This is a genomic window from Blastococcus sp. SYSU D00922 (genome assembly GCF_054050495.1).
The window spans coordinates 189,174-208,712 of sequence record NZ_JBJGZL010000004.1 but is presented as its reverse complement, the minus strand read 5'-3'; the positions used below and the strand labels follow the sequence as shown (position 1 = coordinate 208,712).

Annotated in this window: 16 protein-coding genes; 10 read left to right on the top strand and 6 right to left on the bottom strand. The window is 74.7% G+C overall.

All coding sequences use genetic code 11. The features are described from left to right. Positions 1 to 35: 35 nt before the first annotated feature. Positions 36 to 1,322 (top strand): MFS transporter, encoded by a 1,287-nt coding sequence (locus ACI78T_RS08185; RefSeq protein WP_456557590.1) that lies wholly within the window; start codon positions 36 to 38, stop codon positions 1,320 to 1,322. A gap of 7 nt (positions 1,323 to 1,329) precedes the next feature. Here the strand turns inward: ACI78T_RS08185 and ACI78T_RS08180 are convergent, their stop codons facing one another. After that, on the bottom strand, positions 1,330 to 2,328 hold the full coding sequence (locus tag ACI78T_RS08180; protein ID WP_456557589.1) for a matrixin family metalloprotease: 999 nt from the start codon (positions 2,326 to 2,328) through the stop codon (positions 1,330 to 1,332). 43 nt (positions 2,329 to 2,371) lie between these two features. Then, on the bottom strand, positions 2,372 to 3,859 hold the full coding sequence (locus tag ACI78T_RS08175; RefSeq protein ID WP_456557588.1) for a CCA tRNA nucleotidyltransferase: 1,488 nt from the start codon (positions 3,857 to 3,859) through the stop codon (positions 2,372 to 2,374). A 124-nt stretch (positions 3,860 to 3,983) separates the two neighbouring features. Between ACI78T_RS08175 and ACI78T_RS08170 the strand changes: the two genes are divergently transcribed. The 9 genes from ACI78T_RS08170 to ACI78T_RS08130 all read left to right on the top strand — a co-directional run bounded on the left by ACI78T_RS08170 (position 3,984) and on the right by ACI78T_RS08130 (position 15,898). Further along, positions 3,984 to 4,460 carry an NUDIX hydrolase gene (locus ACI78T_RS08170; RefSeq protein WP_179708004.1) on the top strand — a complete coding sequence of 159 codons (477 nt, stop codon included), beginning with the start codon at positions 3,984 to 3,986 and terminating at the stop codon, positions 4,458 to 4,460. Beyond that, positions 4,457 to 6,814 carry a hypothetical protein gene (locus tag ACI78T_RS08165; protein ID WP_456557587.1) on the top strand — a complete coding sequence of 786 codons (2,358 nt, stop codon included), beginning with the start codon at positions 4,457 to 4,459 and terminating at the stop codon, positions 6,812 to 6,814. The genes ACI78T_RS08170 and ACI78T_RS08165 overlap by 4 nt, the downstream gene beginning before the upstream one ends. Further along, complete coding sequence (gene murJ / locus ACI78T_RS08160) at positions 6,811 to 8,787, top strand: murein biosynthesis integral membrane protein MurJ (RefSeq protein WP_456557586.1); 1,977 nt, start codon at positions 6,811 to 6,813, stop codon at positions 8,785 to 8,787. Before ACI78T_RS08165 ends, murJ begins: the two co-directional genes overlap by 4 nt. An 80-nt stretch (positions 8,788 to 8,867) precedes the next feature. Continuing rightward, positions 8,868 to 10,598, top strand: coding sequence for a hypothetical protein (locus ACI78T_RS08155; RefSeq protein WP_456557585.1), 1,731 nt, complete (start codon positions 8,868 to 8,870; stop codon positions 10,596 to 10,598). 56 nt (positions 10,599 to 10,654) lie between these two features. After that, entirely contained in the window at positions 10,655 to 11,665 is a 1,011-nt protein-coding gene (gene trxB / locus ACI78T_RS08150) for a thioredoxin-disulfide reductase (protein WP_456557584.1), read from the top strand. A gap of 74 nt (positions 11,666 to 11,739) precedes the next feature. Continuing rightward, the gene (gene trxA, locus ACI78T_RS08145; protein WP_116452060.1) at positions 11,740 to 12,069 is read left to right on the top strand and encodes a thioredoxin; all 330 of its coding nucleotides are present in this window, start codon (positions 11,740 to 11,742) and stop codon (positions 12,067 to 12,069) included. Positions 12,070 to 12,218: 149 nt separating this feature from the next. Then, positions 12,219 to 13,388 carry an N-acetylmuramoyl-L-alanine amidase gene (locus ACI78T_RS08140; protein WP_456557583.1) on the top strand — a complete coding sequence of 390 codons (1,170 nt, stop codon included), beginning with the start codon at positions 12,219 to 12,221 and terminating at the stop codon, positions 13,386 to 13,388. Positions 13,389 to 13,457: 69 nt separating this feature from the next. Beyond that, positions 13,458 to 14,894 carry an aminotransferase-like domain-containing protein gene (locus ACI78T_RS08135; RefSeq protein ID WP_456557582.1) on the top strand — a complete coding sequence of 479 codons (1,437 nt, stop codon included), beginning with the start codon at positions 13,458 to 13,460 and terminating at the stop codon, positions 14,892 to 14,894. Then, entirely contained in the window at positions 14,891 to 15,898 is a 1,008-nt protein-coding gene (locus ACI78T_RS08130; RefSeq protein WP_456557581.1) for a D-alanine--D-alanine ligase family protein, read from the top strand. The genes ACI78T_RS08135 and ACI78T_RS08130 overlap by 4 nt, the downstream gene beginning before the upstream one ends. 78 nt (positions 15,899 to 15,976) lie before the next feature. On the opposite strand, the gene ACI78T_RS08125 is transcribed toward ACI78T_RS08130, so the two are convergent. From ACI78T_RS08125 to ACI78T_RS08110, 4 genes are all read right to left on the bottom strand, one after another. Continuing rightward, a complete protein-coding gene (locus ACI78T_RS08125) occupies positions 15,977 to 17,011 on the bottom strand; it encodes a ParB/RepB/Spo0J family partition protein (protein WP_456557580.1) in 1,035 nt (344 codons plus the stop codon). Positions 17,012 to 17,039: 28 nt separating this feature from the next. After that, the gene (locus ACI78T_RS08120; RefSeq protein ID WP_456557579.1) at positions 17,040 to 18,083 is read right to left on the bottom strand and encodes a ParA family protein; all 1,044 of its coding nucleotides are present in this window, start codon (positions 18,081 to 18,083) and stop codon (positions 17,040 to 17,042) included. Between the two features lie 100 nt (positions 18,084 to 18,183). Further along, positions 18,184 to 18,861, bottom strand: a complete 678-nt coding sequence (gene rsmG / locus ACI78T_RS08115; protein ID WP_456557578.1) for a 16S rRNA (guanine(527)-N(7))-methyltransferase RsmG — start codon at positions 18,859 to 18,861, stop codon at positions 18,184 to 18,186. Beyond that, the gene (locus tag ACI78T_RS08110; RefSeq protein WP_456557577.1) at positions 18,858 to 19,511 is read right to left on the bottom strand and encodes a Jag family protein; all 654 of its coding nucleotides are present in this window, start codon (positions 19,509 to 19,511) and stop codon (positions 18,858 to 18,860) included. Before ACI78T_RS08110 ends, rsmG begins: the two co-directional genes overlap by 4 nt. Positions 19,512 to 19,539 lie beyond the last annotated feature (28 nt).

The window sequence follows — 19,539 nt, the reverse complement described above, 5'->3', positions numbered from 1 at the left end:
GTCACGGGCCGGTGGGCCGCCCGTAGGGTGATCGCGTGCCGCAGGTGCAGACGGGCGTCCGCCACGTGCTGCACCGCGGCGACTTCCGCCGGCTGCTGGCCACCCGGCTGCTCGCGCAGTTCGGCGACGGCGTCTTCCAGGCCGCCCTGGCCGGCACCGTGCTGTTTAACCCGCAGCGGGCCGCCGATCCGGTGGACATCGCCGCCGGCTTCGCCGTGCTCCTCCTCCCGTACTCCCTCGTGGGGCCGTTCGCCGGCGTGTGGCTGGACCGGTGGAGCCGTCGCCAGGTGCTGCTCCGGGCCAACGTCGTCCGGGCGGGGCTGGTGGCCGTGGTGGCGGTCCTGGTATTCGGCGGCGTCGAGGGCGCGGTGTTCTACACGGCCGGCCTGGCCGTCTTCTCGGTCAACCGGTTCGTGCTTTCCGCGCTGTCCGCCGGGCTGCCGCACACCGTCGACGAGCCCTCCCTCGTGGCGGCCAACGCGCTGTCGACGACGGCCGGCGGCGTCGCCACCGTCGCCGGCGGGACGGCGGCCCTCCTGCTGCTCGAGGCGACGGCCTCGGCGAACCCCGGTTACGCCGCGATGGCGCTCGCCTCGGCTCTGCCGTACCTCGCCTCCGCCGCCGTCGTCCGGGGGTTCTCCCGCGCCTACCTGGGACCCGACCACCCACCCGGTGCCCACCGGGCGTCCTCCCGCGAGACGGCCCGCGACACCCTCGCCGGCATGGCCGAGGGTGCCCGGCACGTGGCCGCCCGGCCACCGGCGGCGGCCGCGCTGCTGGCGATCGGGCTGCACCGGTTCTGCTACGGCGTCTTCACGCTCATGACGCTGCTGCTCTACCGCAACACCTTCCCCGACGGCGGGGGCGTCTTCCCGGGCGGCATCCTCGGCCTCGGGCAGGTCGTGGCGGCCGCCGCGGTCGGCACGCTGGTCGCCGCCGCGGTCACCCCGCCGGTCGTGCGGCGGATCGGCACCCGGCGGTGGATCCTCGTCCTCCTGGTCGGCGGCGCGGTGGCCCAGCCGGTGCTGGGCCTGTCCGTCACGACCCCCGCCGTCGTCCTCGTCGCGCTGCTCCTGGGCTTCGTGGCCCAGGGGGTGAAGATCTGCGTCGACAGCACGCTGCAGGAGGAGATCGAGGACGACTACCGGGGCCGGGTCTTCTCCGTCTACGACACGCTGTTCAACCTGGCGTTCGTGGTGGCCCTGGTCGTGGGGGCCTTCTCCCTGCCGGAGTCGGGCGTCTCGACGCTGGTCCCGGTTGTGGTGGCCGTCGGCTACCTCGTCGCGGCCGGCACGTACTGGCGGATCACCCACAGCCACTGACCGGCGGTCACAGCTCCGGGACGCAGGGACCGCTGCCGAGGACGGCCAGCCCCGTGAGGTCGCCGGCGGCGAAGTCGGGGACCTCGCGGCGGGCCTCGGGGTACATCAGCTGCGCGGGGTCGTCGACGTGGCCCAGGCCGACGAGGTGGCCGAGTTCGTGCAGGATGATCCCCCGCGCCGTCTCGGCGCCGTCCCGGAACGACAGGATCTCCGGCATCCGGCCGGCGTCCAGGGAGACCGTGCCGGTGACGAAGACCTGCGTCCCCTTGCCCAGCGCCACGGCGACGCTGCCGGCCTGGCCCACGGTGTCGCCGGCCAGCGCCGGGTTCTGCTCCTCGGTCTCCCAGGCCACCAGCACCGGCGCCCAGCGGTCCCCGTAGCGGTCGGGCTGGAAGATCGGGCGCTCCAGCGTCGACGGCTCGTCACTGCCGCCGTCGTGGACGAACCGCAGGCCGGTCACCTCGGACAGCCGGGCGAAGGCCGCGTGCACGGCCTCCTCGCCGCCCGCGGGGGCGTTGTCGGGCCGGACCACGTAGTGCACCGGCCGGCAGGGGTCGTAGGCGACGGGGGTGACGCCGTCGGGCTGGAAGGCGATGAAGGAGTGGGTGCCGCCCTCGGGCGGAGCGGGCAGCGGGCGGCCCAGCGGCGTGCGGGCCGCCTCGCGCCCCGGCGTCGGCCGGTCCGGCGGTGAGGTGGGCGTCGGTGGCGTGACCTCCGGCGTGGCCGACGGGAGGTCGGCCGCGACCCCGGTCCACGGCCAGGTGCTGGGGCCGACCAGCACCGAGGCGCCGAGGCTCAGCAGCACCACCAGGGGCACGACGAGCAGCGCGCGCAGCACCGAGCGGCCGCGCCGGCGCCGGGGCGGGACCGGCGGGACGGGCGTTCGCCAGGGGACGGGCTCCACGTGGAGCCCGGCCGCCTCGTCCAGCACCCACTGCGGGACCCGCCCGGTCGGCGAGGCCGGGAGGGGACCGGTGTCGCCGTCCGAGGCGGGGTGCGGGTCCACAGGAGGATTGTCGGCAACCCGCGCGGTCAGGTGGAGCCGGGGATCAGCCCCGCTCTGCGGCCCACCACTCGCGCAGCGCGGCCTCGGCCTCGTCGGGCTCGAGCGGTCCCCGCTCGAGGCGGAGGTCCTTGAGGAACCGCCACGCGCGGCCCACCTCGGGTCCCGGGCCCAGGCCGAGGATCTCCATGATCGCGTTGCCGTCGAGGTCGGGGCGGACGCGGGCGAGGTCCTCCTTGGCGGAGATCTCGGCGATCCGCTGCTCGAGCGAGTCGTAGGTCGCCGACAGCGCGGCCGCCCGCTTCTTGTTGCGGGTGGTGGAGTCGGAGCGGACCAGCTTGTGCAGACGGGGGAGCAGGTCGCCGGCGTCGGTGACGTAGCGCCGGACGGCGGAGTCGGTCCACTCCCCGCTCCCGTAGCCGTGGAAGCGCAGGTGCAGGAAGGTCAGCCGGGAGACGGCCTCCACGATCTCCTTGGCGTAGCGGAGGGCGGTCAGGCGCTTCCGGACCAGCTTCGCGCCGACCACCTCGTGGTGGTGGAAGGAGACCCGTCCGCGCGGCTCGTGGCGGCGGGTGGCCGGCTTGCCGATGTCGTGCAGCAGCGCCGCGAGGCGCAGGACGAGGTCCGGCGACCCCGAGTCCGGGTCGGCCTTCTCCAGCGCGATCGCCTGGTCGAGCACCGTGAGCGAGTGGGTGTAGACGTCCTTGTGCTGGTGGTGCTCGTCGATCTCCATCCGCAGCGCCGACAGCTCGGGCAGGACGACGTCGGCCAACCCGGTCGCGACGAACAGCTCCAGCGCCGCCCGCGGGGAGTCCTGCAGCAGCGTCTTGGACAGCTCGGCCTGGACGCGCTCGGGGGTGATCCGCGCCAGCTCGCCCGACATCGCCGTCATCGCCGCGACGACGTCCTCGGACGGGGTGAGGCCGAGCTGCGCGACGAAGCGCACCGCGCGCAGCATGCGCAGCGGGTCGTCGGCGAAGGACTCGGTCGCCGAGCCGGGGGTGCGCAGCCGTCGCGCCAGCAGGTCACCCAGCCCGCCGAAGGGATCGGTGACGGTCCGGTCGGGGCCGAGCGAGACGGCCATGGCGTTGACGGTGAAGTCGCGCCGCACGAGGTCGTCGACCAGCGAGTCGCCCCAGGCGACCTCGGGGTTGCGGGACTCGCGGTCGTAGCGGTCCGCGCGGAAGGTGGTGATCTCCAGGCGCACGCCCCGGACCTCTGCCCCGACCGTGCCGAACGCGATGCCGGTGTTCCACGTGGAACCGGCCCAGCCACGCAGCAGCTCGAGCACCTGCTCGGGCCGCGCGTCGGTGGTGACGTCGAGATCCCCGGGGACCTGCGGCGCACCGGCGCCGGCCGCCAGCAGCGCGTCGCGGACGGAGCCGCCGACGAGGTGCGCCTCGAACCCGGCGGCGGTGAACCGCTCGCCCAGCGCGGTCAGCACGGGGGAGAGGTCGACCAGCTCCCGCACCGTCTCCTGCACCGCCGGGGGAACCGGCTCGGGCGACGGAGGACGCGACGGCTCATCGGACACGACGAGTCAGGGTAGTGCCGTGGCTCTGCGCCCTCGGTCCGGCTCCGCGCCCCGGTCCGCTCCTCGCTCGTTCCTCGCTGCGATGCTCCCGGGGCTGTCGCCGGAGTCGCGCTACCCTCCTGGCATGGCTGGGACGGGCGGGCGCGGACGCCCCGGCCGCCGGCTCCGCCGGGTCGACGAGACCTCAGCCGGGGGCCTGGTGGTCGCCGACGACGGTGTGACCGGGCCCCGTGCCGCCCTCATCGGCCGCACGGATCGCCGCGGGCGCCTGCTCTGGTCGCTGCCCAAGGGGCACATCGAGGCGGGGGAGACCCCCGAGGACACCGCCGTCCGCGAGGTGGCGGAGGAGACCGGGATCATCGGCGAGGTCGTCGCCCCGCTGGGGATCATCGACTTCTGGTTCGTCGCCGACGGCCGGCGCGTGCACAAGACCGTGCACCACTTCCTCCTCCGCGCGATCGGCGGCGCGCTCTCCGACGCCGACGTCGAGGTCACCGAGGTCGCCTGGGTCCCGCTGGACGAGCTCAGCGGCCGGCTCGCCTACGCCGACGAACGGGCACTCGTCGAGCGCGCGCCCGCACTGCTGGCCGACAGCGCGTGACGCCGACGGCGCTGCCGCGCGCCGCCGTCGCCCCCCTGTTCGCCACGGCGCTCGGTCTCGCGGTGCTCGGTCCCGCGGCGCCTGCCGTGGCCTCCCCCGCCGGACTCCCCGTGCTCACCGCGGAGGACCCGTCGGCCGACGAGGACGAGGCCGTCGACGCCGACCGGCCGGTGACCATCGAGGTCGGCCGGTTCGAGCCGCGCACCATCACGCCCGGCTCCCTGGTGACCGTCACGGGCACGCTCACCAACACCGGCGGGTCCACGATCACCGACCTCGGCGTCCGGCTGCAGCGCGGCGCCGTGCTCACCAGCCGCGCCGACCTCGCCGCCGACCAGCAGGACCCGGACCCCGCCACGACGGTCTTCGCGCCGTTCCAGCCGGTGGACGGCGAGCTCGCACCCGGCGGCGAGCTGCCGTTCAGCTACACCGTCGCCGCCGAGGAGCTCCGGCTCACCCAGGACGGCGTCTACCCCGTGCTGCTCAACGTCAACGGCGTCGTCGACGGGCTCGAGCAGCGCCGCGTCGGCGAGCTCTCGACCTACGTCGTGCAGCAGCCGACCGCGCCCCAGGCCACCACGGCGGTCGCGTGGCTGTGGCCGATCGTCGAGGCCTCCCACCGGACGCCGTCGGGCGGCTTCCGGGACGACGGCCTCGCCGACTCGGTCAGCAGCGGGGGGCGCCTGGACCGCGCGCTCGCGGTGGTCGAACGGCTGCCCGGCGGCCTGACCGGCAACGGCACCGAGGTGGCACCCCTCCTCCAGGTGGCCCTGGCCGTGGACCCGGCGCTCGTCGAGGAGCTGCAGCTGATGGCGGCGGGGCCCTACGAGGTCGACGGCCGGCCGGGCGGCGGCACGGAAGCGGCCGCGGCGTTCCTGGACCGGCTCGCCGACGTCGCCGCCGTCCACCCGGTGGTGGCGCTGCCCTACGGCGACGTGGACGCGGACGCCCTCACCGGTGCCGGGCTGCCCGACGTCCTCACCCGGAGCCTCCCCGGGACACCCGAGGGCACCGCCCAGGACCCGCCCGGCAGCACCCGCAGCGAGGACGGCGCGGCGGCCACGCAGTCGACCGGCGCCGCGGAGTCGTCGGCACCCGAGGCCGAGGAGCCGGCGGAGAGCGCCGGGGCCGCCATCCTGGCCGGCGCGCTCGACGTGGAGCCGCGCACCGACCTGGCCTGGGCGCCCGGCGGCTCCCTGCGGGCCGACACCGTTCCCGTCCTGCAGGCCGGGGGTGTGCGGCAGCTCGTCCTCGGCGCCGCCGCGGTCTCCGAGGGGGACGACGCGACCGGCCTGGCCGACCCCACCGCCGCCGCCCGCACCGCCGTGGCCACCGCCGCCGGCCCGCTCGACGTCCTGGTCGCCGACCCGACCCTCGGGGCCGTCGTCGGCTCGGCGGAGCAGGCCCCCGGAGGCGCGCGGATGGCCGAGCAGCGCTACCTCGCCGAGCTGGCCGTGCTCAGCCTGCAGGCGCCGGCGGGCACGGAGCAGACCGTCCTCGTGGTCCCGCCGCGCGAGGTCGAGGCCGGACCCGAGGGCGCCGGCTCGATGATGGCCGACACCGCGAGCCTCCCGTGGCTGCGCGCCGCGACGCTGGCCGAGCTCTCCGCCGGGCCCTCGACCGCCACCGGCGACCTCACCGGCCTGGCGGACGCCTCCTCGCTCGACCCGGCCGGCATGCTCGAGGTCGTCGAGGCGGCCACCGCGCGGGAGGACCTCGCCGGCGCCGTCGTGGGGGACGACGACACGGCCCTGCGCAGCTACGACGCCGCGATCGCGCGCACCGTGTCCGCGACCCGCCGCGACGACGCCGAGGAGTTCCGGCAGCTCGCCACGGCGCTGCACGAGTCGCTGGACCGCGTGCTGGACCAGGTGACCCTCCTCGCCCCCGCCGACGGCACGTACAGCCTCGGCTCCAGCGACGCCCCGCTGGTCCTGACCGTCCGCAACGACCTCCCGATGACCGTGGAGGTGCGGCTGGAGGTGCGCACCCGCGGCAGCCGCGGCCTGTCCATCGGCGACATCGGCACCCAGACGCTCGCACCCGGCCAGCGCTCGACCCTCCAGGTGCCCACCGAGGTGCGCCAGGCGGGCGGGTTCGCCGTCCGGGCGCAGCTGACGACGCCGGGCGGCCGGGCCCTCGGCGACGAGATCTCGCTGCAGGTGAAGAGCACGGCGTACGGCTCCATCTCGCTGATCATCACCATCGGCGCAGCGGGTCTGCTGGGACTGCTCTTCCTGCGCCGGCTGGTCAACTTCGTGCTGCGGCGCCGACGGGCCGCCGCCGGCGAGGTCGCGGGCGGCGGTCCCGAGGGCGCCACCCTGCTGCCGCCGCCGAACCGGAGCCCGGTGTGACCGCGCACCCCGACGACCGGCCCGCCGACGACCGGGTGCGGGCCGGCCGCCCGCCCGTCCCGCCCCCGGCGCCGCGCCCCCAGCGGCGCACGGGCGCTCCCGGCCTGCCGCCGCCGCCCTACCGCGCCGCCCCGCCGCCGTCGACGCCGTTCGGGGACGCCGCCCGGGAGGCGGCGCCCGAGCAGCCGCCGGTGACCCCACGGCCCGCCGGCCGGCCGCTGCCCCCGGTGCCACCGCTGCGCAACCGCTGGGTCCCGGCCGCCGACGACAACTTCACCCAGGTCATCACCGTCCTGCCGCCGGTGCCCCGCGGGCCGGCCGCGGAGACGGAGGAGGAGGCCGACCGGCGCGAGGGCGCGCCCGGCGCTGCCGGCGGGATCCTGCGGGCGGCCGGCACGATGGCGGTCGCCACCCTGGTCTCCCGGATCACCGGGCTCCTGCGCACGATGGTCCTCGCGGCCGCGCTCGGCGTGGGGCTGGTCAACGACGCCTACAACACGGCGAACACCCTGCCGAACATCGTCTACGAGCTGCTGCTGGGCGGCGTCCTCACCTCGGTCGTCGTCCCCCTGCTCGTGCACGCGCAGGAACGAGACCGGGACGGCGGCGTCGGCTACGCGCAGCGCCTGATGACCCTGGCCACCGCGGGCCTGGTCGTGGTCACCGGGATCGCGGTCCTGGCGGCGCCATTGCTCACCGCCCTCTACGGCATCTCCGACAACCCCGACCAGGTGGAGCTGGCGAACTGGCTGGCCCGGATCCTGCTGGTCGAGATCGTCTTCTACGGCATCGGCGCGCTCGCCCAGGCGATCCTCAACAGCCGCGGGGTCTTCGGTCCCCCGGCCTGGGCGCCGGTGCTCAACAACGTCGTCGTCATCGCCACCGGCGGGCTGTTCATCGCCGCCAGCGGGCCGGGCGAGCTCACCGAGGCGACCATCACGCCCGGCCAGGTGTGGCTGCTCGGCATCGGGACCACCCTCGGCATCGCCGTCCAGGCGCTCGTCCTGCTGCCGCTGCTGCACCGCGCCGGGGTGCCGCTGCGGCCGAGCTGGCGGTGGCGGGAGACCGGCCTGCGGGAGGCCGGGACGCTCGGCCTCTGGGTCATCGGCTACGTGGCCGTCAGCCAGATCGGCGTCGTCGTGGCCACGCGGATCGCCAACGCCGCCGGCCGCGAGGGAGGCCTGGGCTCGAGCGCCTTCGCGATCGCCAGCCTCCTGTTCCAGATGCCCTACGGGATCATCGGCGTCGCGCTGCTGACCGCCCTGGTGCCGCGGATGAGCCGGGCCGCCGCCCGCTCCGACGTCGACGGCGTCGTCCGGGACCTGTCCCTCGGCACGCGGCTCTCCGCGCTGGGCCTGCTACCCGTCACCGCCGCGCTCGTCGTCCTCGGTCCGCCGCTGGCCGTCGTGGTCTTCGCACGGGGCAACACCTCCGTGGCCGAGGCGGAGGGCATCGGCGTGGCCCTCGCCGTCGGCGCGTTCGGCCTGCTGCCCATGGCGGTGACGCTGCTGCAGCTGCGGGTCTTCTACGCCATGAAGGACGCCCGCACCCCGACGCTGATCCAGGTCGGCATGGTCGCCGTACGGGTGCCCCTCCTGCTCCTCGTGCCGGTCGTGGTGGGGCCCGACGACGTGGTGGCCGGCCTGATGCTGGCCACCAGCGTCACCTACGTCGCCGGGTGGGTCATCGGCGACCTGGCCCTGCGGCGGCGGCTGGGCGGGCTGCGCTCGCGCGCGACCTTCGGACCGGTCCTGCGCATGGCCGCCGTCTCGGTGGTCGCGGGCGGGGTCGGCCTCCTTGTCCGGAACGTGACCGAAGACCTGTTCGGCACGTCCCTGGCAGGGTCGCTCGTGACGGTCCTGGTCGGTACCGTGGTCATCGGCGGTGTGGCTCTCGCGGGTCTCGTGATCGCCCGTGTGCCCGAGGTCCGGGAGCCCCTCGCGGCGCTCCGGGGTCGAAGGGGGCGCGGGTGACCGGATCCTCGGGCGGTGCGCCGTCCCCGCCGGAGCGCTCGCGTCGGCGGCCGGAACAGGACAGGGGGTCGACAGTGTCGATGACATCGACGACCACCGGCCTCCCCGACCGCTACCGGCCCATCGACCAGGTCGGCCCCGACGAGCCGACCCCCACCGGCGTCATCCAGTGCTGGCGGGCGAAGGACCGCGTGCTCAACCGCGACGTCGCGATCCGCGTGCACACCCCGGCCGGGCCGGCCGCGCACGCGTGGATCAGCCGCGCGCTGACCGCCGGCGGGCTCGCCACCCCTGCCCTGGCGATGGTCTACGACGCCTCCGAGGGCACCGGTGACCCCAACAGCCCCGGCGGCGCCGCGTACGTCGTCAACGAGTGGATCGACGGCGAGACCCTCGCCGAGCGCCTCGCCCGCGGGCCGATGCCCGACCGCGAGGTCCGCACGGTCCTGCGCCGGCTCGCCGAGGGCGTCGCCGAGGCGCACCGCGTCGGCCTCGCCGTCGGCGGGCTGACCCCCGACAACGTCGTGCTCCGCCCGAACGGCCTGGTCGGGCTGCGCGCCGTCCCCGCCGCCACCGGCACGATCGACGGCGACATCACGGCCCTCGGCGGGCTGCTCGAGGCCTGCCTGACCGGCCTGGACCCCTCGGAGCCGGGCCCGCGGCGGCTCACCGGTCCGTCGGACCTGGTGGCGCTGGCGCGCCGGGCGCGCTCGACCGAGCCCGGGCAGGGCCTCTCCAGCGTCGCCGCCATGGCCTCGCTGCTGGCCGAGCGGTCTCGGCCGGGCCCCATGTCGGCCGCCGCACGCGCCGAGGAGACCGACAGCGGCTGGCTGCGCCGGCTGCGCGACCGGCGTCCCGACCAGCCCTCCGACCACCCGGTCGACGGCGCGACGCCGGGCACCGAGGGCGAGGCGGTGCGGCTCGATCCCCAGACGCTGCCCCCCGTCCCGCCGGTGCGGCCGGTCACGGACAGCACGGTCGCCCCCGCCGCCCTCGGCGGCGACACGATCGCCGCCGGCTCCGTCACGCCCGCCGCGGGCGCCTACGCCGCCGGATCCGGGGTGCCGGCGCCCCCCACCCGCTACGACGACGAGGCGTTCGGCGTCCTGGACGATGACGGGTACGGGGGCTACGACGAGCCGGCCACCGGCACCACCGACATCGACGAGGACGGCGCCCGCCGGCACCGCCTGGTCGTCGTCGGGCTGCCCCTGCTCGCCCTGCTGGTCGTCGCCGCGCTGGCGTTCTGGTTCGGCAAGGGAGTCATCTCCGTCGCGGGCGACGTCGACGAGACGCCGGGCTCCACGCCCTCGTCCAGCGTGCCGGCGCAGGGCTCCGAGACCGGCGCCGCCGTGGAACCCGGCGCTGCCGTGACCATCGCCGGCGCCGAGGTCTTCGACCCTCAGGGCGACGGCGACCCGGACAACCCCGGCGACGTGGAACTGGCCTTCGACGGCGACGCCGCCACGTCGTGGTCGACCTACGAGTACCGGGGCTCGCCGGCCTTCGGCAACCTCAAGGACGGCGTCGGCCTGCTGCTCGACCTGGGCTCCGCGCAGGACCTGGCGGCGGTCACCATCACGACCACCGCGCCGGGCGCCACCGTCGAGATCCGCACCGGGGACTCGGCCGACGCCGGCCTGGAGGGCTTCGCCCCGGTCGCCGACGCCGAACTGGGCCAGGAGACCGAGCTGGCCTTCGACGAGCCGGTCTCCGCTCAGTACGTCCTGGTGTGGATCACCGGCCTGGTCCCCAGCGAGGGCGGCTTCTCCGCCGGCCTCGCCGAGGTCGCCGTCCAGGCGGCCGGCTAGGACCCGGCAGCGCGCTGCCGGGGAATGCCGCCCCTACGATCCTCGTTGTGCCGCGCGTGAGTGACTTCCCGACCCCTGGCCCCGCCGTGACGACGGAGGAGATCGCCGACCCCGCGATCCCGCCCGCCGAGCACGACGGCATCCGCGACCTGATCATCATCGGGTCCGGCCCGGCCGGATACACCGCTGCCACCTACGCCGCGCGTGCCAACCTGCACCCCCTGGTGTTCGAGGGCTCGCAGTTCGGCGGCGCCCTGATGACCACCACCGAGGTCGAGAACTTCCCCGGCTTCCCCGAGGGCATCCAGGGCCCGCAGCTCATGGACGACATGCGCACGCAGGCGGAGAAGTTCGGTGCCGAGCTCGTCGCGCGGGACGTGACCGAGGTCGATCTGACCGCCGAGCCGAAGATCGTGAAGGTCGGCGACGAGGTGCACCGCGCGCACGCGGTGATCGTGGCCACCGGTTCCAAGTACCGGTACCTCGGCCTGGAGAACGAGGAGCGGCTGCTCGGCCGCGGCGTCTCGGCCTGTGCCACCTGTGACGGCTTCTTCTTCCGCGACCAGGACATCGTCGTGGTCGGTGGCGGTGACTCCGCGATGGAGGAGGCCACCTTCCTGACCCGCTTCGCCAAGAGCGTGACCGTGGTCCACCGGCGCAACGAGCTGCGGGCGTCGAAGATCATGGTCAAGCGCGCCCAGGACAACGAGAAGATCCGCTGGGAGCTCGGCAAGCAGGTGACCGACGTCCTCGGTGACAGCACCGTGGAGGGCGTGCAGCTCACCGACGTCGCCAGCGGCGCCACCGAGACCGTGCCGGTCAGCGGCATGTTCGTCGCCATCGGGCACGACCCGCGCAGCGAGCTGTTCGCCGGCCAGCTGAAGCTGGACGACGAGGGCTACATCCAGGTCGAGCACCCGAGCACGCGGACCAACATCGACGGCGTCTTCGCCTGCGGTGACGTGGTCGACCACATCTACCGGCAGGCCATCACCTCCGCCGGCACCGGCGCGGCCGCGGCGATCGACGCCGAGCGCTGGCTCGCCGACACGTTCGACGAGCGCTGACCGGGCATACATCCACCCGCCCGCCGGTTGACCCGACAGGCACCCCAGCAAGCCGAGACAAGGGAGAACGACCCATGGCAGGCAACACCGTCACGGTGACCGACACGAGCTTCGCCAGCGACGTCCTGGGCAGCGACAAGCCCGTGCTCGTCGACTTCTGGGCGGAGTGGTGCGGCCCGTGCAAGATGGTCGCCCCCGTCCTCGAGGAGATCGCCGCCGAGCACGGCGACAAGCTGACGATCGCCAAGCTCAACATCGACGAGAACCCGCAGATCGCCCGCGACTACCAGGTCATGTCGATCCCGACCATGACGGTGTTCCAGGGCGGCAAGCCGGTGAAGAGCATCATCGGCGCCAAGCCCAAGGGCGCGATCCTCAACGACCTCGCCGACTACATCCGCTGATCCCCGGCCCGCCGGGGCTCACGCAGCGCCACCAGGGGCCCGCCCGTCCACCCGGACAGGCGGGCCCCTCGCTCGTGCGGGTGGACCCCGGTGGGCCGTCACGGTCCGCGAGGACGACAATCAGGAACACGATGGGAGCCGACAGCCGTATGCATATCCTGCGCCTCGGGGACCGCGGTCCCGCCGTCGCCGACGTGCAGACGGCGCTCCGGAGCCTCGGCCTGCTGCCCGACGGCGACGGCACCGCCCAGGCGCGCCCGCCGCACGCCATGGCCACCCTCCCGAACATCGCCCTGGACGACGCGGAGTTCGACGCCGCGACCGAGCTGGCGGTGCGGCACTTCCAGCAGAACCGCGGCCTGTCGGTCGACGGACGGGTCGGCGAGGAGACCTACCGGGCGCTGAACGAGGCCCGCTGGTCGCTGGGTGACCGGCTGCTGCGCTACGACCCGGAACGGCCCATCCGCGGTGACGACGTCATCAGCCTGCAGGAGCGGGTGCACGAGCTCGGCTACGACGCCGGCCCCGTCGACGGCGTCTTCGGTCCGGAGACCGAGGTCGGCCTGCGCACCTTCCAGCGCGACTACGGGCTCACCGCCGACGGGACCTGCGGACCGGCCACCCTGCGGGCGCTGCGCCAGCTCGGCCGCAAGGTCACCGGCGGCCGGCCGCAGCTGCTGCGGCAGAGCGCCTCGTTCGTCGACAGCGGCCCGCACCTGATCGGCCGCCGGATCGTCGTGGACCCCGGTCACGGCGGTCCGGAGACCGGCTACGTCGAGGGCGAGACCACCGAGGCCGACCTGGTCTTCGACCTCGCCTCCCGCATCGAGGGGCGGCTGGCCGCGGCCGGCGCGACCGTCTACCTCACCCGCGGCCGCGACCAGAACCCGTCACCGGCGGAGCGGACCGCGTTCGCCAACGACGCCCGCGCCGACCTGTTCATCGCGCTGCACCTCGACGCGCACAGCTCGGAGCACGCCCGCGGGGTGGCCAGCTACTACTACGGCACCGGCTCGGGTGCCTCCTCCACGGTCGGCGAGGAGTTCGCCAACCTGGCGCGTCGCGAGGTGCTCGCCCGCACCGGGATGCTGGACCTGGGGTCGCACCCGAAGACCTGGGACCTGCTGCGGATGACCCGCATGCCCGCCGTCCGGCTGGACTGCGGCTACCTCTCCCACCCGGTCGACCGGCTGCTCCTGCTCGACGCCCGCGTGCGCAGCGCCGTCGCCTCCGCCGTCCTGGCCGCCGTCCAGCGCCTCTACCTGCCGGCCGAGGCCGACCCGCCCACCGGCACCTTCGTGCTCCCCGAGCGCATCTAGGGCGGATTCCAGTCCATTTCTGCAGGCGGCCCGGTCGTGCCGCGTGGCGGCGTCCTTACACTCGTGAAGGTGCCCACCACCCCGCCCGGCTCGCCCGCCGGTCCCGGTCAGCAGGGGACGCACCTGACGCACGGTGCGCATCCCCACGTCGTGCCGCGGCATCCGCGGCTGGACCCGCTGGCGGACAGGTACGCAGCACGCACCCACGGCATGAAGACCTCGGAGATCCGGGCGCTCTTCTCCGTGGTGAGCCGGCCCGAGGTGGTCTCCCTGGCCGGCGGCATGCCCGCGGTCACCGCCCTGCCCCTCGACGCCGTCGGCTCGATGATCGGCGACCTGGTGTCCGGCATGGGCGCCCAGACGCTGCAGTACGGCTCCGGGCAGGGCGATCCGCGCCTGCGCGAGCGGATCTGCGACGTCATGGCCCTGGAGGGCATCACGGACGCCTCCCCGAGCGAAGTCGTGGTCACCGTCGGCTCGCAGCAGGGCCTGGACCTGGTCACCCGCGTCTTCGTCGACCCCGGTGACGTCATCCTCGCCGAGGCGCCGTCCTACGTCGGCGCCCTGGGCGTCTTCCAGTCCGCCGAGGCCCGCGTCAAGCACGTGGCCATGGACGACGACGGGCTGATCCCCGAGGCGCTGGAGCAGGCGCTGGCCGAGTGCCGGGCCGCCGGCGACCGGGTGAAGTTCCTGTACACGGTGCCGAACTTCCACAACCCGGCCGGTGTGACGCTCACCGAGCCGCGCCGCCAGGCGATCATGGCCATCGCCGAGCGCTACGACCTGCTGATCGTCGAGGACAACCCGTACGGCCTGCTGGGCTTCGACCACGAGCCGATGCGCGCGCTGCGCGCCCGTGACGCCCAGCGGGTCATCTACCTCGGGTCGTTCTCCAAGACCTTCTCGCCGGGCCTGCGCGTGGGCTGGGTCCTCGCGCCGCTCGCCGTCCGCGAGAAGCTCGTGCTGGCCACGGAGGCGCAGGTCCTCTGCCCGCCATCGCTCACCCAGTACGCCGTCGCCCGCTACCTGGACACCCAGCCGTGGCGCGAGCAGATCAAGCTGTTCACGGAGCTGTACCGGGAGCGCCGGGACGCCACGCTGGAGTCCCTGGACGCGATGATGCCGGCCGGGACGACGTGGACCCGCCCCGACGGCGGCTTCTACGTGTGGCTCAAGCTGCCGCACGGCCTGGACGCCAAGCTCATGCAGCCCCGCGCGGTGAACGCCCTGGTGGCCTACGTCCCGGGCATCGGCTTCTACGCCGACGGCAGCGGCCGCGAGTACATGCGGCTGTCCTACTGCTACCCGGAGCCGGACGCCATCCGCGAGGGCGTGCGGCGCCTGGCCCGCGTCATCGAGGCCGAGCTGGATCTGCACTCCACCTTCGACAAGGTCGACACCGGCACCTTCCGCGCCGTCCGGCCCGGCGCGGAGGCCCCGTTCACCGGATCGGGCACGATCGTCGGACCCGCTAACAGCGACACCTACGAGGACGGACGGGCATGACCCATCCCCCAGCCGACCAGTCGACGGCCACCTCCCCGGCACGGGAGACCACCGCCTCCGGGCTGCGCGCCGTAGTCCTCAGCGGCGGGCTGACCTTCGAGCGCGAGGTCAGCCTCTCGTCGGGGACGCAGGTCTGGGAAGAGCTGGCCCGTGCCGGCGTCGACGCCGAGGTCCGCGACGCCGACGCCGACCTGCTGCCCGGGCTGGCCGCCTCCCCGGCGGACGCCGTCTTCATCGCCCTGCACGGCGCGACCGGCGAGGACGGCGCCCTGCGGGCGGTGCTCGACCTCGCGGGGGTGCCCTACGTCGGCTCTCCGGCCGCCGCCTGCCGGCTGGCGTGGGACAAGCCCGCCGCGAAGTCGGTCGTCCGAGCCGCCGGTGCGACCACGCCGGACTGGGTGGCGCTGCCGCACAGCACCTTCCGCGAGCTGGGCGCCGGCGCCGTCCTCGACCTGATGGTGGCCCGGCTCGGCCTGCCCCTGATCGTCAAGCCCGCCTCCGGTGGCTCGGCGCTCGGCGTGCAGAAGGTGAGCAACGTCGAGGAGCTGCCGGCCGCCATGGTCAGCTGCTTCGCCTACGGCGACACCGTCATGGTGGAGCGCTACGTCGAGGGCACCGAGCTGGCGATCTCGGTGATCGACCTGGGGGAGGGGCCGCAGGCGCTGCCGGCGGTCGAGATCGTTCCCGCCTCCGGCGTCTTCGACTACACCGCCCGGTACACGCCCGGGCTGACCGAGTACCACGCGCCGGCCCGGGTGTCCGACGACGTCGCCGCCCGCGCCGCCGCGCTCGCGGTGCGCGTGCACGAGGTGCTGGGGCTGGCCGACCTGTCCCGCACGGACGCGATCGTCTCCCCGGACGGCGACGTCCACTTCCTCGAGGTGAACGTCTCGCCGGGGATGACCGAGACGTCGATGTTCCCGATGTCGGTGGAGGCGGCCGGCTACGAGCTGGGCGAGGTGCTCGCCCGCCTGCTCGCGCGTCGCGCGGCGAAGGCCCGCTAGCCGCCGGACACGGACCGACGAGAAAGGCCGGGAAGCGTCAGTGACGTAACCCGGCCTTTCTCCGTGGGTGGGGGCTGTTCAGGCCTCGGGACGCCGTCCGGTGATCTCCGGGGCCATGACGCCGATGATCCGCTGGAGGTCGTCGACCGACCCGAACTCGACGACGATCTTCCCCTTCGACCGGCCGATCTGGATCTTGACCTTCGTCTCGAAACGGTCGGACAGCCGCGAGCCGAGCTCCTCGACCCCGGGGGCGGTGATGTTGCGCGTCCGGCGCTTCGCGGTGGGGCGCTCGGCGGCCGCCATCGCGACGGCCTCCTCCGTGGCCCGCACCGACATGCCCTCCGCGACGATGCGGGTGGCCAGCGCGTCCTGGGCCTCGGGGTCCGGCAGCCCGAGCAGGGCCCGGGCGTGACCGGCCGAGATCACTCCGGCGGCGACGCGCGTCTGGACCTTCACCGGCAGCTTCATCAGCCGGATGGTGTTGGTGACCTGCGAGCGGCTGCGCCCGATCCGGTTGGCGAGCTCCTCGTGGGTGGCGCCGAACTCCTCGAGGAGCTGCTGGTAGGCGGCGGCCTCCTCGAGCGGGTTCAACTGGACCCGGTGGATGTTCTCCAGCAGGGCGTCGCGCAGCATCGCGTCGTCGGTGGTGTCCCGCACGATGGCCGGGACCGTGTCCAGCCCGGCCGCGCGGGCAGCCCGCAGCCGGCGCTCGCCCATGATGAGCTCGTAGGCGCCGTCCCCGTTCTCGCGGACGACGATCGGCTGCAGGAGACCGAACTCCTTGACGCTGTGCGTGAGCTCCTCGAGCGCCTCGTCGTCGAAGACCTGCCGCGGCTGCTTCGGGTTCGGGACGACGGAGGTCACCTCGACCTCGCGCAGCTGGGCGCCGGGCACGCCGACGGCGCCCGCGGCGTCGTCCACCGGACGTGCCGTGGACGGCGCCGCGCCCTCGGCCGTGGGCGCCGGGTCGGGGACCAGGCTGACCGCCGGGGCCTCCGCGGCCGGGGTCGGCGGGGCGGGAGCGGCCGCCGCCGCCGCGGTGTGCTCGGGAGGAGCGCTGGTGGGGATGAGAGCCGCCAGGCCCCGGCCCAGGCCGCCGCGCTTCGTCATGACCGCTCTCCGCTCACCCGTGGGCTGCTCACTGGCTCTCCTGCGTGCTGACTGCGTGCTGTGCGGCGACCGGTGGAGCGGGGCTGACGCCGGCCATGCCCGTGCGCTCGAGCGGCGGCAGGTCCACCCCGCGCTCGGCGAGCTGACGGGCCGCCTCGACGTAGCTGGTGGAGCCGCGCGACCCGGGGTCGTAGGTGAGAACCGACTGGCCGTAGCCCGGAGCCTCGGAGACGCGCACGTTCCGGGGGATGACCGCCGGCAGGACCAGGTCGCCGAAGTGGTTGCGCACCTCGTCGGCCACCTGGTCGGCGAGCTTGGTCCGCCCGTCGTACATCGTCAGGAGGATCGTCCGGACGGAGATCCCCGGGTTGAGGTGCTGGCGCACCAGGTCGATGTTGTTGAGCAGCTGACCCAGGCCCTCGAGCGCGTAGTACTCGCACTGGATCGGGATGAGCACCTCGTCGCCGGCGACCAGCGCGTTCAGCGTGAGCAGACCCAGCGACGGCGGGCAGTCGATGAGCACGTAGTGGGGGCGCTGGTCGGGCGGCAGCTCGTGGACGTAGGCCTCGATCGCGCGCCGGAGCCGGTGCTCACGGGCGACCACCGAGACCAGTTCGATCTCGGCGCCGGCCAGGTCGATGGTCGCTGGGACGCACAGCAGCTTGGGGCTCGCCGTCGTCGGGTGGACCACCTCCGCCAGCGAGCTGTCGCCGACCAGGGCGTCGTAGACCGACGGCGTGCCGACGGTGTGCTCGACGCCGAGGGCGGTGCTGGCGTTGCCCTGGGGGTCGAGGTCGATGACGAGCGTGCGCAGCCCGTAGAGCGCCAGGGCCACCCCGAGGTTCACCGTCGACGTGGTCTTGCCGACGCCGCCCTTCTGGTTGGCGATGGTGATGACCCGGATGCGGCTGGGCGCGGGGAAGGGATCCTGGTCGGCCGCGTGCAGGACGCGGGTCGCGCGCAGCGCCTCCATCGCGATGGGGCTGTCGAAGTCCGCCATGCCGGCGGAGGAGGGAGCGGACGCCTGGTCGGCGGCGAGGCTGCTGCGCAGCCGCTCACCGGGGTCGGTCATCGCGGGTCCTTCCTGGTTCGCCTAACCATCTGCGCACCCGTTTCACGTGGAACGGGTCGTGCGACTGCACCTGTTCCACGTGGAACAGCACCGTGCAGCGTCACCGTGCTCCGCGCGTCATGACCACCACGGTAGTGGCAGCGTCGCCCAGCTCGGCGCCGACGGCACGCGGATGCACGTCACGCATCCCCGCGGCGGTGAGTTCGGGCAGCATGGCGGGCAGTTCGGCCAGCGCCCGGGCGCCCACGAGGGCCACCAGCTGGGTCCCGGGCCGCATCAGCCCCCGGCACCAGCCGACGAGGCGGGGGAGCGGGGCCACCGCGCGCGCGGTGACCACGTCGACCGGTCCCACCGCCGTGACGACGGAGCGCTCCTCGGCGCGACCCCGCACCACCCGCCAGGAGCGTCCGGTGGGGGCGCCGAGGACGGCCACCGCCTGGTCGAGGAACTCGACCCGCCGCGCCATCGGCTCGACGAGCGTGAGGACGACGTCGGGTCGGGCCAGCCCGAGCGGGATCCCCGGCAGGCCGGCCCCGCTCCCCACGTCGACGACGCGCGCACCCGAAGGCACCGCCTCGGCCACGGCCGCGCTGTTGAGCACGTGCCGCTCCCAGAGGCGGGACACCTCGCGGGGGCCGATCAGGCCGCGCACCACCCCGTCGGACGCGAGCTGGCGGACGTAGCGCTCCGCGAGCGGCAGGGCGTCGCCGAAGACCCGCGCGGCGACCTCCGGCGCGGGCGGGGCGCTCTCCCCCGTGGGGTCGTCCGGAGCCGTCACTTGTCGGGCAGGACCACGACGCGGCGGTTCGGCTCCTCGCCCTCGGACTCGCTGTGCACGCCCTGCACCGAGGCGATGACGTCGTGCACGACCTTGCGCTCGAACGGGTTCATCGCCGACAGGCGCTCGGGCTGGCCGCTGGAGGCCACCCGACGGGCGGTGTCACCGGCCAGGGCGGTGAGGTCGGCGCGGCGACGGGCGCGGAACTCCCCGATGTCGAGCATCAGCCGGCTGCGCACACCGGTGGACTGCGCCACCGCCAGGCGGGTGAGCTCCTGCAGCGCCTCGAGGGTCGCGCCGTCGGGGCCGATGAGGTCGGTCAGCTTCCCGCCGACGATGGCCACCGACGCGCGGTCGCCCTCGACGTCGAGGTCGATGTCGCCGTCCTTGTCGAGGATGTCCAGCAGGCGCTCGAGGTAGTCACCGGCCACGTCGCCCTCGCGGACGAGCAGGTCGTCGCCGTCCTCATCCGCCTCGTCCGCCTCATCCGTGTCGGCGTCCTCCACGACCGCGTCGGCGCCGAGGGCGTCGTCCGCGGCGAGGTCGGGGTCACCGACGCCGCTCGCGGCCGGGGTGAGGACGGTGCCGGGCGCCGCCGCGTCGGTCGCGCTCTCGGTGGCGGTGTCGGTGGGCTGCTGCGGGGCACTCACGGGGTTCCTCCCAGGTCGGTGCAGGCGT

Coding starts and splice junctions, on each gene's coding strand:
- ACI78T_RS08130 (WP_456557581.1), top strand. CDS start 14,891: ATGACCCATCCCCCAGCCGACCAGTCGACGGCCACCTCCCCGGCACGG.
- ACI78T_RS08170 (WP_179708004.1), top strand. CDS start 3,984: ATGGCTGGGACGGGCGGGCGCGGACGCCCCGGCCGCCGGCTCCGCCGG.
- ACI78T_RS08125 (WP_456557580.1), bottom strand. CDS start 17,011: ATGACGAAGCGCGGCGGCCTGGGCCGGGGCCTGGCGGCTCTCATCCCC.
- trxA (WP_116452060.1), top strand. CDS start 11,740: ATGGCAGGCAACACCGTCACGGTGACCGACACGAGCTTCGCCAGCGAC.
- ACI78T_RS08155 (WP_456557585.1), top strand. CDS start 8,868: ATGACATCGACGACCACCGGCCTCCCCGACCGCTACCGGCCCATCGAC.
- ACI78T_RS08120 (WP_456557579.1), bottom strand. CDS start 18,083: ATGACCGACCCCGGTGAGCGGCTGCGCAGCAGCCTCGCCGCCGACCAG.
- ACI78T_RS08140 (WP_456557583.1), top strand. CDS start 12,219: ATGCATATCCTGCGCCTCGGGGACCGCGGTCCCGCCGTCGCCGACGTG.